This window comes from Pseudomonas sp. 910_21 (genome assembly GCF_052850735.1).
Window position 1 is genome coordinate 637,286 of the sequence record NZ_VXCY01000003.1, and the last position, 13,379, is coordinate 650,664.

General features: G+C 65.8%; 12 protein-coding genes. 7 read left to right on the plus strand and 5 right to left on the minus strand.

Annotated features, from left to right (window positions below; all coding sequences use genetic code 11):
- Nucleotides 1-8: 8 nt before the first annotated feature.
- From FW796_RS12955 to hflK (FW796_RS12970), 4 genes are read right to left on the minus strand one after another with little or no spacing between them, the layout of a single operon-like run.
- A complete protein-coding gene (locus FW796_RS12955; protein WP_446439430.1) occupies nt 9-1,913 on the minus strand; it encodes a heavy metal translocating P-type ATPase in 1,905 nt (634 codons plus the stop codon).
- On the minus strand, nt 1,910-2,968 hold the full coding sequence (hflK, locus tag FW796_RS12960; protein ID WP_446439431.1) for a protease modulator HflK: 1,059 nt from the start codon (nt 2,966-2,968) through the stop codon (nt 1,910-1,912). Before hflK (FW796_RS12960) ends, FW796_RS12955 begins: the two co-directional genes overlap by 4 nt.
- Nucleotides 2,965-4,005, minus strand: a complete 1,041-nt coding sequence (hflC, locus tag FW796_RS12965) for a protease modulator HflC (protein WP_346634727.1) — start codon at nt 4,003-4,005, stop codon at nt 2,965-2,967. The genes hflK (FW796_RS12960) and hflC overlap by 4 nt, the downstream gene beginning before the upstream one ends.
- The gene (gene hflK / locus FW796_RS12970; RefSeq protein ID WP_446439432.1) at nt 4,002-5,945 is read right to left on the minus strand and encodes a protease modulator HflK; all 1,944 of its coding nucleotides are present in this window, start codon (nt 5,943-5,945) and stop codon (nt 4,002-4,004) included. The genes hflC and hflK (FW796_RS12970) overlap by 4 nt, the downstream gene beginning before the upstream one ends.
- Before the next feature lie 245 nt (nt 5,946-6,190).
- On the opposite strand from hflK (FW796_RS12970), the gene FW796_RS12975 reads away from it, so the two are divergent.
- From FW796_RS12975 to FW796_RS13000, 6 genes are read left to right on the plus strand one after another with little or no spacing between them, the layout of a single operon-like run.
- Complete coding sequence (locus FW796_RS12975) at nt 6,191-6,817, plus strand: CDP-alcohol phosphatidyltransferase family protein (RefSeq protein WP_346634725.1); 627 nt, start codon at nt 6,191-6,193, stop codon at nt 6,815-6,817.
- A gap of 10 nt (nt 6,818-6,827) precedes the next feature.
- On the plus strand, nt 6,828-8,585 hold the full coding sequence (locus tag FW796_RS12980) for a bifunctional alpha/beta hydrolase/class I SAM-dependent methyltransferase (RefSeq protein WP_446439433.1): 1,758 nt from the start codon (nt 6,828-6,830) through the stop codon (nt 8,583-8,585).
- Entirely contained in the window at nt 8,585-9,931 is a 1,347-nt protein-coding gene (locus FW796_RS12985; protein ID WP_446439434.1) for a phosphatase PAP2/dual specificity phosphatase family protein, read from the plus strand. The genes FW796_RS12980 and FW796_RS12985 overlap by 1 nt, the downstream gene beginning before the upstream one ends.
- On the plus strand, nt 9,921-10,376 hold the full coding sequence (locus tag FW796_RS12990) for a hypothetical protein (RefSeq protein WP_346634722.1): 456 nt from the start codon (nt 9,921-9,923) through the stop codon (nt 10,374-10,376). The genes FW796_RS12985 and FW796_RS12990 overlap by 11 nt, the downstream gene beginning before the upstream one ends.
- Nucleotides 10,377-10,385: 9 nt before the next feature.
- Entirely contained in the window at nt 10,386-11,009 is a 624-nt protein-coding gene (locus FW796_RS12995; protein WP_346634721.1) for a lysophospholipid acyltransferase family protein, read from the plus strand.
- Nucleotide 11,010: 1 nt separating this feature from the next.
- Nucleotides 11,011-11,943 (plus strand): phosphatidate cytidylyltransferase, encoded by a 933-nt coding sequence (locus FW796_RS13000; RefSeq protein ID WP_102881378.1) that lies wholly within the window; start codon nt 11,011-11,013, stop codon nt 11,941-11,943.
- Between the two features lie 151 nt (nt 11,944-12,094).
- Here the strand turns inward: FW796_RS13000 and FW796_RS13005 are convergent, their stop codons facing one another.
- The gene (locus FW796_RS13005; RefSeq protein ID WP_446439435.1) at nt 12,095-12,568 is read right to left on the minus strand and encodes an Lrp/AsnC family transcriptional regulator; all 474 of its coding nucleotides are present in this window, start codon (nt 12,566-12,568) and stop codon (nt 12,095-12,097) included.
- Nucleotides 12,569-12,700: 132 nt separating this feature from the next.
- Between FW796_RS13005 and FW796_RS13010 the strand changes: the two genes are divergently transcribed.
- Complete coding sequence (locus tag FW796_RS13010) at nt 12,701-13,342, plus strand: LysE family translocator (protein WP_446439436.1); 642 nt, start codon at nt 12,701-12,703, stop codon at nt 13,340-13,342.
- Nucleotides 13,343-13,379: the final 37 nt, after the last annotated feature.

The following is a 13,379-nucleotide window of genomic DNA, read 5'->3' on the forward strand; positions in this document are numbered from 1 at the left end:
ACCGGCGCCTACAGCTTCAACAGCGGCTCCTGGAACCGCAGCAGACGTCCGGCATTGCCCAGCACCAATAGCGTACTGAAGTTATGCAGCAGCGCCGCGATCATCGCCCCCGCCGCCCCCAGCCAGCCAAAGGCGGCAAAGGCGACGATGGCCAAAGTCCAGCCCAGGCCGATGATCACATTGACCTGCAACGTCCGCCGGCACTCGCGGCTCAAGCGCACACAGGTGCCCAGGCGCCGCAGGTCGCTGCCGATCAGCACCACATCCGCCGATGCCAGGGCGATGTCCGCACCACCGGCGCCCATGGCCACCCCCACGACCCCGGCTTTCAGTGCCAGGGAATCGTTGATGCCGTCCCCCACCACCATCGGCCGGAACCCCTTGTCGATCTCCCCCAGCACGCGCTTGAGCTTGTCTTCCGGCAAGGCCTGGGCCTCGACATCACTGATGCCCACCTCCAGAGCCAAGCTGTCCGCCACGCTCTGGCGGTCGCCGGTCAGCAGCAACTGACGACCCAGCCCCAGTTCGCGCAACTCCTCCAGCGCTTGATGGGCCTCGGGTTTGACGCTGTCCGCCAGCAGCAGCCAGCCGAGAAACTCGCCATTGAGCGCCAGGCCGGCAATCGGCCCGTCATGGCTGGGCACCGGACCGGTAGTGATCCGCAACAGAGCGAACAGCTCCGGTCGGCCCAATGCCGCCTCACCTTCTGCGGTGCGCGCCACCACCCCCAGGCCCTGACGCTCATGGATGTCGCTCAACGGCCATTGCGCCTCCTGGGGCACCAGCCCCGCCAAAGCCCGGCTCACCGGGTGACTGCTGGCGGAGCCCAGGCTGGCGGCAAGACTGAGCATGCCCCGCTGATCGTCCAGGGGGCTGTCGATGGCCTGCAGACGCAAGGTGCCAAAGGTCAGGGTGCCGGTCTTGTCCACCACCAGGGAGGTCAGGTCCGCCAGCTCTTCGAGGAACGCCGAGCTGCGGATCAGAATGCCGTGGCGTGCGGCCACGGCGATCCCGGCGATGGCGGTGGCCGGAGCCGACAGCACCAGAGCACAGGGACACGCCGCCACCAGCACCGCCAGCATGGCCTGGGCATCGTTGGTGATGAACCAGGTCACCGCCGCCAACAGCAGCACCAGCACCAGATAGCTGCCGGCATAACGCTCCAGCAAACGGGTGATGGGCGGCTTGGCCCGTTCGGCGCTTTGCATCAGGGCGATCACTTTGCCCAGGGTCGACTCTTCGCCCGTGCGGGTCACTTGCAACCGCAGCAAGCCATCGAGGTTGATCGCCCCGCCAAACACCTGCATGCCCACTGAAGCTTCCAAGGGCACCGACTCGCCAGTGATCGGCGCCGTGTCCAGGCTTGCCTGGCCGGAGATCACCAGGCCATCGGCGGGCACCCGATCACCGGCGCGCACCTCCACCCGATCCCCGGCCTTGAGGCTCGCGTTGTCCACCTCCAGCACGCTGCCATCGGCCTGGACCCGACGCGCCAGGCTGCGGGTCAATCGGCCCAGAGCATCGATGGCTTCCTGGGAGCCAATCACACTGCGCTCCTCCAGCACGTGGCCGAAGATCATGATGATCGGCAACAAGGCGGCGGTCAGCAGATCACCGGTGGCCCAGGCGCCGAGCATGGCCAGGGCGATCAATTGGTCGGTGATGCCGTGCAGGCTGGGGTAACGCAGGCTGAACCAGGCCGAACGCATCACCGGCACGGCCACCAGCAGCGAGGCCACGCCCAGCAGCAATTGGCTGACGCCCACCTGCTCCGGGGCCAGCCAGCGCCACACCAATCCAAGACCCAGCAACCCCAGGGCCAGCATGGCCAGGGTCAGTTGGCGCGCAGCGCTGCGTTGCTCGGCGCTGGTCAGCATGCTGGCGGGGGCCGCAGCCTGGGTAGAAGCAGTCATTGTTCGGCTCCCTGAATGATCAGGCGGGAATCGTCTTTAGGGTTGACCGTGGTCACCGAACCGGCCTGGCCGAGAATCTTCGGCAAGCGCTCGCGGTAGATGCGCAGGAGCATTTGCGGATCGGTGCCGTTGCGCTGCTCCTGGGCCAGGCTCTGCACGGTGGCCGTCTGGGCCTGAGCCAGGGCCAGTCGTTCGCTGGCTTGGGCATGGGCCACTTGCAGGCTGCGGTCAGCTTGCTCATTGGCGCCCTGGGTCAGTTTCTCCGCCTCGGTACGGGCATTGGCCACCGCCTTGTCGGCTTGCTGGCTGGCGGTCAACACCGCATTGAAGGCACTCACTGCCGGGCCGGGCAGGCTCGACTGCACATCCACCCGCGTCACTTCGACACCCATTCCCTGGCCACTGGCGGTGAGGTCCGCCAGGCGCTGATTGATGCCTTGCAGCAAATCGCCCCGCAGCCGTTCACGACGTTCAGCAGCCTGATTGTCACTGCCGATCAATTCCGGACGGGCCACCAGAATGGTGTCCAGATTCCGACCGGCAGTCAGGGCCAGGGCACTACGGGTCACCAGGCGATCCAGGGCCGGCAGCACATGCTCGCCCTGCAACACATAGGCGTAAGGCTCGCTGACCTTGTAGAACACCCGCACATCCAACTGCACCACCCCGGCGTCACCGGTGAGCAGGTAACCCGACCCGGCCAGAGCATCGTTCAAGGGGGTGGCCAGCGTGGCCACCCGGTCCCCTTCCAGAGCGGCGTCGGAACGCAACAAGCCTTCAATCCGGCGCTCTAAAACCCGATCGGCTGCCGGCAGCAATACCACCTGTTCAAAAGGACGGGGCCAGGCCAGCAGCAACCCAGCGTCCTGCACGCGCTGCAACGCGCCAAAGTGCAGGACCAGTGCCCGATTCTGCGGATCGATTTGCCGCACGTTGGAGAATGCCCACGCCACCGCAGCCACTACCGTAACCGCGTACAGAGCGATAAATGCCAGACGACCGGCCTGAATCCACGGGCTACTGAGTTCATTTGTTCCACGTGGAACCTTACTCATGGTTGCGATCCGGATGCTTTGTTCGGCAGGCTCGGCGGGCCATCCACCAGCACCCGGAACGGCGCCGCGTCGGTGCGCAGGATCAGTTTGGTGCCCGGAGTGACCACGGTTCCCAGGGTGTCCAGGGAACGCAGCAGGTTATACAGCTGGGGTGAACTGGCGTAGGCGCGACCGTAAATCTGCGCCGCTTCCACCCGGGATTGCGCTTCGATGTCCGCAGCCCTCACCGTGGCATCGGCTTGGACAATTCGCGCGTCGCGTTCAGCGGCAGAGCGGATCTGCGCCGCTTCGCGCTTGCCGATGGCGGTACGTTCAGTGGCGATGGTTTCCCGCTCGGCGCGCATGCGGTCCACGGTGGCGGTCAGTGTCACCGACGGCAGGGTCAGACGCTCGATGCCCACCTGCACCACTCGCACGCCGTAAGTGGCCAACAATTGCTGGTCGATCTGTTTGCGCAGTTGCGCTTCAAAATCGGCAATCCGCACCTTGCCGGCATCGGTGTTCACCAGATCGGCCAGATCGAAACTGCTGGCGGTGGTTTCCAGGGCCGAGCCGACAAAGGTGCGAATCTGCCGCGCCGCTTCGTCGGGCTGGTTCTGCACAGCGCGCATAAAGCGCTGCACGTTGTCCGGATCGCCCTGTACCCGCCACGCCACATACGCCTGGACGATGATGCGCAAACCGTCGCGGGTGCCCACATCCTGCAAACCGCTGGAGGTGGTGCGCAGGCGCAGATCCACCGCAATCGCCGCCTCGAAAGGCGCCGGCCAGCGCCAACTCAGGCCCGGCTCCAGCAGCACTCGCGCCGGGTTGCCAAAGCGGGTGATCACCGTGGCCTCGCCCGAGCGCACTTGCACCAGGCTGGCGGCTGCCACGGCAAACAGCACCAGCAGCAACGCCCAGCCCATGCGCCGCCAGGGAAAAGGCCCCGCCTCGGCCGGCGCACCCTGATGATGGTGGTGATGCCCGTGATGGTGATGATGGCCATGCCCATGGTCGTGAGCGGCGTGATCGTGAGAGTGAGAAGACTGGCTCAATGGACGGCTCCTGGCTGAGCGGCGTTACGCGGCGCCAACGGGTCGGCCGGCAAGGTAAATGTACGCAGGTCGAGGGTCGGCGCGCTGTCGCCCCCCAAACGGTGATCGAGGATCAGCAATCTGGCCCGGCTCAGGCCCTGGCTCAGTTGGCTCAAGTACTGCTCCAGGACGAAGGCCTGCCCTGCGCTGGCATAGGCTTTTTGCTCGGCAGCAAAACGCAGGTCGGCGGCCTCGGCGGTGGCCTGCACTTCCCGGGCAGCGGCCCGGGCCTTGTCGCTGACAACGCTGGCCTGCAACTGCGCCTGGTTGGTCTGTTCGGCGGCGGCGCCGCGCTCCCGGGAAATCAGCGCCTGGGCGCCAATCTGTGCCGCTTGCACGCTGTGGTAAGCGTTGGCGGCGCCGGCCGGCGGATGAATGGCCTCCACCACCGTGGCGAGAATCTCCACGCCACTGTCGAGCCTGGCCAGATCGGTCTGCACGGCCCTGCCGATGTCGTCCGCCAACGCCGTGCGATCCGCGCCCAGCAAACCGTCGAGGGTGCGCGAAGCAAAGTCGTGCACCAGTACCCGGCTGGCGGTGCTGCGAATCAGGGTCGGCACATCGCTGCTGTTATAGGTGGCGGCCAATGCCGCCTGATCGTCCAGGCCGATGCGATAGACGAAGCGCACGTCCATGTTGACGATCTGGAAGCTCTGTTGCTGGGCGCTACCACTGGCAATCACCTGGGATTTGTCATTCACATGGCTGGCGTCCCACAGGCGATTGGCAATCGAGGGGGCGGGGCCTTCGGCCGAGGCCGGCTGCAGCGGTTGCGGGCTCTCGGCAACGCTGGTGGCCAGCTCGTGAACCACCCCGTTTTCCACACTCAAGACCCGCCCCAAAGGCCAGGGCAGCCCCACATGCAAGCCGGGACCGAAGACTTCGACCGGCTTGCCAAAGCGCTCGTAAATGCCACGATTTTGCATCGATAACTCATGAACACCGGTCAACAGCCAACCCACCAGCAGCACCAGGGCCAATACCGGGGCGAAGGCCCGGCGCATATAGGCAAAGGCCCAGATCTGCCGCAAGTCGATGCCGAACCGGTTGTGCAATTCGTGTTGCAGGCTGAGCAGGGGCTGGGGCGGCCAACGCAACATATCGGCGATAAAACTGTGGGCCAGCAAGCGCGGCTCAAGCTGTTCCCGCTGGGGGCTGAACAGCGACAACAGTGCGCGCAACAGCAGTTCACCCGCCACCAGCGCCGGCAGCACGCCGATCAATACCGCCAGGCGCGCCGGCCACAGCGCCGTCTCACTGCTGAACAACAGGCACAGGGCACTGACCAGCAAACACACAATGGCCACCCGCAACAGTTGCGCCAGGGCCGCGGCTTCCGGCCACGCCCCTGAGTGTTCCTGAGCCAACTGACGCTCCAGCACCAGCAGGGCGAAGGCCAGCAGCAACCCCAGCACCGCCGCGACACTGGCACTCAAACCCAGGCCAGCGGCCGGCAACGCCAGGTTGAACACCTGCACCACGCTGTAGAGGATCAGCAGCGACCAGCCGGCGAGCCACAAGGTCGGTGCACCGATCTGCTGCAACACGCGGCGCCAGCGCACAGCCAGGGCTGCCGAGAGTCCTTCGTGCGGCGGCTCTGTAGTCGGTGGCGCCAGCGCCGGTGAAGGGTTGATCGCCTCTTCCCGCCAGCGACTGACCCAGCAGGCCGATTGCAGGCCTGCCACCGCCACCAGCAAGGCACAGGACAGGTTCACCAACACCGCCGGCCAGATCGTCAGCGCCGCGAACAGGTCGACAAACACCGCCGACACCAGCCCCAGCACCGCCAGCCCGAGCAAGACCGTCCCCCAGCGCTGTAGTCGACCGGCGTGGAACGCCGCCCGCTGAAACCGTGGCAAGGTCGCCACTTCGGCCCCTTGCGTCTCAAGATCGACTTGCATACCACCCCGCCGCTCTAGTCCGGCCCTGTGGATAAATCCGCGGCCGAAGAAAATCGAAATAATTCGTTACTTTATAACGCAGCAGGTGAAATTTTTGTCGCACTCCATGCCTTTTCATCCGGTGCGTGCGTCGTAGACACAGAGACAGCTGTTTGATCTGTGCAAAAACTTCTGATGTCAGCCCCCTGGCATTTAAGGCAATAATCCAGCCCTGCTCACCGCGTGCGACAAGGAACGGTCCCATCATGCTCTCGATTTACCAGCTCAAACCGCGCTTTCAGAACTTGCTGCGGCCGTTGGTGCAGCGCTTGTACGACAACGGCACCACGGCCAACCAGATCACCGTGCTGGCCGCCGTCATCTCGTTGCTGGTGGGCGCCCTGATCGCCCTGTTCGCCAGCCACACCTGGCTCTTCGTCCTGATCCCCCTGTGGATGATCCTGCGCATGGCGCTGAACGCCATCGACGGCATGCTGGCCCGGGAATTCGGCCAGCAATCGCGCCTGGGCGCCTACCTCAATGAACTCTGCGACGTGATCGCCGACAGCGCCCTGATCCTGCCTTTCGCCCTGCTCCCCGGCGTCAGCCTGCTGCTGGTGCTGGCGGTGACCCTGCTGGCGCTGTTCAGCGAATACGCCGGAGTGCTCGGGCCGATGGTTGGGGCCTCGCGGCGCTACGACGGCCCCATGGGCAAAAGCGACCGGGCCTTCATCCTCGGCGTGCTGGCCACCGGCATCGCCCTGGGCTGGCTCAGCGCCCTGTGGATAAACGGCGTGCTGGCGCTGGTCGCCGCACTGCTGGTCTACACCCTGATCAATCGGGTCCGCCAGGGCCTCAAAGAAGAAGTTCAGCACAACGCTCCCTCTGCATAAGGAAATGGTAATGCGCGACGCTCAACACCAGACGTTCCGGACCCATGACGGCGTCGAACTGTTTTACCGCCACTGGCCGGCCACTGAAGTGGTCCCTGGCGAACCGCGTCAGGTGGTGATGCTGTTCCATCGCGGTCACGAACACTCCGGGCGCATTGCCCATCTGGTGGACGAGCTGAACCTGCCGCAGTTCGACTTCTTCGCCTGGGACGCTCGCGGCCACGGCCAATCGCCGGGCGCCCGGGGCGACAGCCCGAGCTTCGCCACCAGCGTGCGTGACGTGCAGACCTTCTGCGACCACCTGGGCAGCGCTCACCAGATCGACGAAGAAAACATCGCCGTGGTGGCCCAGAGCGTTGGCGCGGTGATCGCCTCCACCTGGGTCCACGACTACGCCCCAAGGATTCGCTCCCTGGTGCTGGCGTCCCCGGCGTTCAAGGTCAAGCTGTACGTACCTTTCGCCCGCCCCGGCCTGGCCCTGATGCGGCGTTTTCGCGGCAACTTCTTCGTCAACAGCTACGTCAAGGCGCGCTTCTTGAGCCACGACCCGGAACGGGTCCACAGCTACGACGCCGACCCGCTGATCACCAAGGCCATCTCGGTCAACGTGCTGCTGGGCCTGTATGAAGCCGCCGACCGGGTAGTGGCCGACGCCCAGGCCATCCAGGTGCCGACCCAATTGCTGATCTCCGGCTCGGACTTCGTGGTGCACCGCAAGCCCCAGGAGCAGTTCTTCGAACGCCTGGGCAGCCTGCACAAGGAAAAACACATCCTTCCGGGCTTCTTCCACGACACCCTGGGGGAAAAGAACCGGGCGCCGGCCATGGCCAGCATCCGCCGCTTCATCCTGCAGAACTTCGCACGCCCGCTGAACCGCCCTGCTCTGCTGGATGCCGACCGCCTGGGCGTGACGTGCGCCGAATCCGAGGCCCTGGCCGCGCCACTGCCCCACAACTCCCTGCGCGACCTGTACTGGCGCGCCACCCGCGCCAGCATGCGCCTGGGCAGCCAGCTGTCGGCGGGGGTCAAGCTGGGCTTCGACACCGGCTTCGACTCCGGCAGCACCCTGGACTACGTCTACCGCAACCAGCCCACCGGGCACTCCGCCCTGGGTCGGATGATCAACCAGAACTACCTGAACTCCATCGGCTGGCGCGGCATTCGCCAGCGCAAGCTGCACGTGGAAGAGCTGCTGCGCCAGGCCATGGAAAAGCTCCGTGAGCAGGACAGCGCAGTACGCATCGTCGACATCGCCGCCGGCCATGGCCGCTATATCCTCGAAGCCCTGCAGGGGGTCAGCCCGCTGCCGGAGTCGATCCTGCTGCGCGACTACAGCGACATCAACGTGCGCGACGGCAGTGCCCTGATCCAGGAGAAAGGCCTGGGTGACATCGCCCGCTTCGTCAAAGGCAACGCCTTCGACCGCGAGGACCTCGCCGCCCTTGATCCCAAGCCGACCCTGGCGGTGGTCTCCGGGCTCTATGAACTGTTCGCCGACAACCAGATGGTCGGCGGCTCCCTGGCCGGCCTGGCCAGCGCCGTGGAACCCGGCGGCTACCTGGTGTACACCGGCCAGCCGTGGCACCCGCAACTGGAACTGATCGCTCGCGCCCTGACCAGCCACCGCGAAGGCCAGGCCTGGGTCATGCGCCGCCGGACTCAGGCGGAAATGGATCAGTTAGTGGAGGCCGCAGGCTTTCGCAAGATCACCATGCGGGTGGATGAATGGGGGATCTTCAGCGTGTCCCTGGCGCAACGGGTGCAATGATGGCCGCTGGCGCCTTGCTGGCGCGGGAGTCGGGCCTGCTCAAGCCCGCGGTGCTCTGGCTGCTGTTGCTGGCACCGTTGTTCTTCAGCACCTACGGCTTCGCCACCTGGGTCACTGCCCAGCGCGACGACGTCGGCAGCCTGGTCTTCGACTGGGAGCGGCACATGCCGTTCTGGGCCTGGACCATCGTGCCCTATTGGTCCATCGACCTGCTCTACGGCTTCTCCCTGCTGCTGCCCCGCAGCCGGGACGAGCTCAAGCGCCACGCCCTGCGCCTGCTCACCGCCCAGGTGATCGCGGTCAGTTGCTTCCTGCTCTGGCCGCTGCGCTTCACCTTCCCCCGGCCGGAGCTGGACGGGGTTTTCGGCTGGCTGTTCGAGGTGCTGGCCGGCTTCGACAAACCCTTCAACCAGGCCCCTTCCCTGCACATCGCCCTGCTGGTGGTGCTCTGGGTCTGCTACGCACGGCATAGCCAGGGCTTCTGGCGCTGGCTGGTGCATGGCTGGTTCGGGTTGATCGGGGTTTCGGTACTCACCACTTATCAACACCACTTTGTCGATGTGCCCACCGGCGCCCTGGCCGGTTGGCTGTGCGTCTGGCTGTGGCCGCTGGATCGCCCCAGCCCGCTGTTCAGCGCACAACAAGCCCAAGACCCGCGGCGCCGTCAGCTGGCCTGGCGCTACGGCCTGGGAGCGGCGCTGTTGGCGCTGGCCGCCTTCAGCTGGGGCGGCACCGGGCTGTGGCTGATCTGGCCTGCGGTGGCCCTGCTGCTGGTGGCCCTGAACTACGGGCTGCTGGGCGCCGCAGGGTTCCAGAAGCGCGAGGACGGACGCCTGAGCCCGGCCGCCCGCTGGTTGCTGGCGCCCTATCTGGCGGCGGCCTGGATCAACTCACGGCTGTGGACAAAAAAACATCCACAACCGGATCAGGTTGTGGATAACGTCTGGCTCGGCCGCCTGCCAACCCCGGCACAGCTCAAGGACAGCCCGTTTGTCGCGGTGCTCGACCTGTGCGCCGAACTGTCCCTGGACAGCCGTGGCCTGCAGGGCTACCAGAGCCTGCCGGTGCTGGATCTGTGCGCTCCGAGCCCGGAGCAGTGCCTGGCCGCGGCGCAAGCCGTTGAACGCCTGCGCCAGCAAGGCCCGCTGCTGGTGTGCTGCGCCCTCGGCTATTCCCGCAGTGCCACGGCCATTGCCGCCTGGCTGCTGCACAGCGGCCGCGCCGCCACGGTGGACGCGGCCGTGGTTCAGATCCAGCGGGCACGCCCGCAGATCGTCCTGCAAGCGGCCCATCGGCAGGCACTGGAAACCCTGATCCGCGCCAAGAGGCCGGCCCATGTCCAGTGAGATGCAGCTGTACAGCGTCGCCAGTCTGCTGCGTCGGGGCCGGGCCCTGGATCAGTTATCCACAGGCCTGACCCTGCTGGGTGCCCTGTATGGCCTGGGCCAGTACCTGCTGGCCAGTGTCAGCCTGGGGGGCCTGATCGTCAGCCTCGCCCTGGTGCTGCTGGGGCTGGTGGAAAAGTACCTGGCGCTGCGGGTGGCCTTCGACGCTGACCTGTTTCAACGAGTGGCCGATGCGCCTGTGCCCCTTGAACACAGCACCCAGGCCCTGGATCAGGCCCTGAGTGCGCTCGGCCTGCAGCCTGCGCAGCGTGGCGGCCGGCCCTGGAACGAACGCAGCCGCGGTGCCCTTGGCCTGCTGCGCCGCCAGGCGTTGCTGCTGGCGGCACAAGTGCTGGTGCTGTTGAGCTTGATCCTGGCCAGCCCCTGGCTGACCTTCGCCGGATAAGGAATGCCCATGTTCGAACCCCTGGTTGCCAATCTCATCACCTCCGCCGCCCGTAGCATCACTGGCGCCCGTAGCCTGTGGCTCGGCTCGACACCCCAGCCGGTGCAACGGATGTACTTCGCCAACCACAGCAGCCACGGCGACTTCGTGCTGCTCTGGGCCTCGTTGCCACCGGCCCTGCGCAAGCTGACCCGGCCCGTGGCCGGTGCCGACTACTGGCAGAAAAGCGGCCTGCGCCGCTACATCATCAACCGGGTGTTCCATGGGGTGCTGATCGACCGCGAGCGCAAGGAGGCTGTGGATAACAATCCCTTGCAGCCGATGCTCGATGCCCTGGAGAACGGCGACTCGCTGATCATCTTCCCGGAGGGCACGCGCAACCCGGAGGACGGCCTGCTGCCGTTCAAGAGCGGGATCTATCACCTGGCCAAACGTTATCCACAGGTGGAAGTGATTCCCGTGTGGATCGACAACCTCAATCGGGTCATGCCCAAGGGTCGCTTCCTGCCCCTGCCGCTGCTGTGCACCACACGCTTTGGTGCACCGCTGACCCTGGAAGAGGATGAAAGCAAGGAACACTTCCTCGAACGCAGCCGCGCCGCGCTGCTGGCCATGGCTCCGGAGCACAGCTGAAATGGATAAGCAGACCCTGATGTTGTTCGGCGGCATCGGCGCCATTCTGGTGCTGGCCTCGCTGATCGGTTTCATCCTCAAGTGGCGCACCCGCGGCGCGCCCAACCCGGTGATCGACAACCTCAATGCGCGAATCAATGCCTGGTGGGTGATGGTGCTGGTGATCGGCATCGCCTTCTGGCTCGGCACGGCGGCGGTGATCCTGCTGTTCTACGCGGTGTCGTTCTACGCCCTGCGCGAGTTCCTCACCCTGACCCCGACCCGGCGCAGCGACTACCCGGCCCTGGTGGCAGCCTTCTACCTGGCCCTGCCCCTGCAGTACCTGCTGATCTACTCCGACTGGTACGGACTGTTCTCGATCTTCATCCCGGTCTATGTATTCCTCCTGCTGCCGATCCTGGCGTCCCTGGGGGGCGACAGCACGCACTTTCTGGAACGGGCCTCCAAGGTCCAGTGGGGGCTGATGATCGCGGTGTTCTGCGTGTCTTTCGTGCCGGCCCTGCTGACCCTGGACATCGCCGGCTACGAAGGCCGCAACCTGCTGCTGATCGCCTATCTGGTGATCGTGGTGCAGCTCTCGGATGTGCTGCAGTACGTCTGTGGAAAACTCTTCGGCAAACGCAAGATCGCCCCCAACCTGTCGCCGTCCAAGACTGTCGAGGGCTTTGTCGGCGGCATCCTCCTGGCGTCCTTGATCGGCGGCGCGCTGTTCTGGATCACCCCGTTCAACATCTGGCAGTCGTTCCTGATCGCCCTGCTGATCAACCTCCTGGGTTTTGCCGGCGGCATCGTCATGTCGGCGATCAAGCGCGATCGCGGGGTCAAGGACTGGGGGCACATGATCGAGGGCCACGGCGGCATGCTCGATCGCCTGGACTCGGTGTGCTTCGCCGCGCCGATCTTCTTCCACCTCGTGCGCTACTGGTGGACCTGACCCACCGTGGCGAGCGAGCTTGCTCGCGCTGGGCTGCAACGCAGCCCCAAAACCTGCCAGCACTGAGTGCCTGACACACTGCGTAGCCTGGTTCTGCGCCCGCTGCGCGCCAGCCGACCGAGCGGGAAAGCTCCCTCGCCACAACAGCCCCTCAGTTGGGCAGGTGCCCCAATGGCAGGGGGCCCGGGGTTTTCACCGTGTGAATCGCGAAGTTGCTGCGGATATCGCTGACCCCGGGGATCTTCAGCAAGTGGCCGGTCAGGAAGCGGTCGTAACCGCGCAGGTCCGGGACCACCACCTGCAGCAGGAAATCCGATTCGCCGGACACCAGGAACGCCGAGATCACCTCCGGCAACTGCAACACCGCCCGGCGGAAGGCTTCGGCCTCGGCGTCGTTGTGCCGCTCCACCTTGACCCCGACGAACACCGTCAGCCCCAACCCCACTTCATCCCGGTCCAGGGTCGCCTGATAGCCACGGATCACCCCGGCCTCCTCCAGCATCCGCACCCGGCGCAAACAGGGTGACGGCGACAGACCGATTTCCTCCGCCAACTGCACATTGCTCAGGCGGCCGTCGCGCTGCAGGGCGGCGAGGATCTTGCGGTCGTAGGCATCGAGTTTCATGTTTGGCATATCTGCAGGGTCAGTCCATTGAAAGTTGGAAGATTATGCCAATTTCCACCGTCTTGCTGGTTGATTACGCAAGCACCTGCTCGCCCCTGCGGCTCTAAACTGGGCGCACCGACTCGACAACGAATGGGGTGCAAGGTGGCGCAACTGTGGATGTATTTCCTGGCTCTGGCGGTGGTCTACCTGCTGCCCGGGCCCGACATGATCCTGCTGCTGCAGACCGGTGCCCGCCAGGGCAAGGCCCAGGCGCTGGCCACGGCCCTGGGGCTGGCTGTCTCCCGCGGCTGCCATGTGGCCCTGGCCGCCCTGGGCCTGGCGGCGCTGTTCAAGGCCGCGCCCTGGACCTTCGATGTGGTACGCCTGGCGGGCGCCGCCTACCTGCTGTGGATCGGTATCCAGTGCCTGCGGGCCAACCTGTTGCCCAACCTCGACAGCGCCAGCACGGCGGCCACGCCCCTGCGCTGGCGCCAGGCGATCCAGCGCGGCCTGCTGACCAACCTGCTGAACCCCAAGGCGCTGCTGTTCTGCTCGGTGCTGCTGCCGCAATTCATCGATCCCCTGGCCGGCGCGGTAGCCCCCCAATTCGTCACTCTGGGTGTGCTGCTGGTGGCGGTGGGCGGACTGTTCGACTGCTGCTACGCCCTGGCCGGTGCCGGGCTGGGCCGCTGGATGCAGCGCAGCCCCTCGGCCCAGCGCTTGCAACAATGGCTGTTCGGCAGCCTGCTGATCGGCTTTGCTTTGCGCCTGACCTTCGTCCAGCAGGCCTGAGCCCAGCCCCACCTCAGTGGCGCGCGCGCCACTGAAA

What these genes read in the sequence shown, in the direction of transcription:
- FW796_RS12975 (WP_346634725.1), top strand. Translation starts at nt 6,191, where the DNA reads ATGCTCTCGATTTACCAGCTCAAACCGCGCTTTCAGAACTTGCTGCGG.
- FW796_RS13000 (WP_102881378.1), top strand. Translation starts at nt 11,011, where the DNA reads ATGGATAAGCAGACCCTGATGTTGTTCGGCGGCATCGGCGCCATTCTG.
- FW796_RS12990 (WP_346634722.1), top strand. Translation starts at nt 9,921, where the DNA reads ATGTCCAGTGAGATGCAGCTGTACAGCGTCGCCAGTCTGCTGCGTCGG.
- FW796_RS13005 (WP_446439435.1), bottom strand. Translation starts at nt 12,568, where the DNA reads ATGAAACTCGATGCCTACGACCGCAAGATCCTCGCCGCCCTGCAGCGC.
- FW796_RS12995 (WP_346634721.1), top strand. Translation starts at nt 10,386, where the DNA reads ATGTTCGAACCCCTGGTTGCCAATCTCATCACCTCCGCCGCCCGTAGC.
- hflK (WP_446439432.1), bottom strand. Translation starts at nt 5,945, where the DNA reads ATGCAAGTCGATCTTGAGACGCAAGGGGCCGAAGTGGCGACCTTGCCA.
- FW796_RS13010 (WP_446439436.1), top strand. Translation starts at nt 12,701, where the DNA reads ATGGGGTGCAAGGTGGCGCAACTGTGGATGTATTTCCTGGCTCTGGCG.
- FW796_RS12955 (WP_446439430.1), bottom strand. Translation starts at nt 1,913, where the DNA reads ATGACTGCTTCTACCCAGGCTGCGGCCCCCGCCAGCATGCTGACCAGC.
- hflK (WP_446439431.1), bottom strand. Translation starts at nt 2,968, where the DNA reads ATGAGTAAGGTTCCACGTGGAACAAATGAACTCAGTAGCCCGTGGATT.
- FW796_RS12980 (WP_446439433.1), top strand. Translation starts at nt 6,828, where the DNA reads ATGCGCGACGCTCAACACCAGACGTTCCGGACCCATGACGGCGTCGAA.
- FW796_RS12985 (WP_446439434.1), top strand. Translation starts at nt 8,585, where the DNA reads ATGGCCGCTGGCGCCTTGCTGGCGCGGGAGTCGGGCCTGCTCAAGCCC.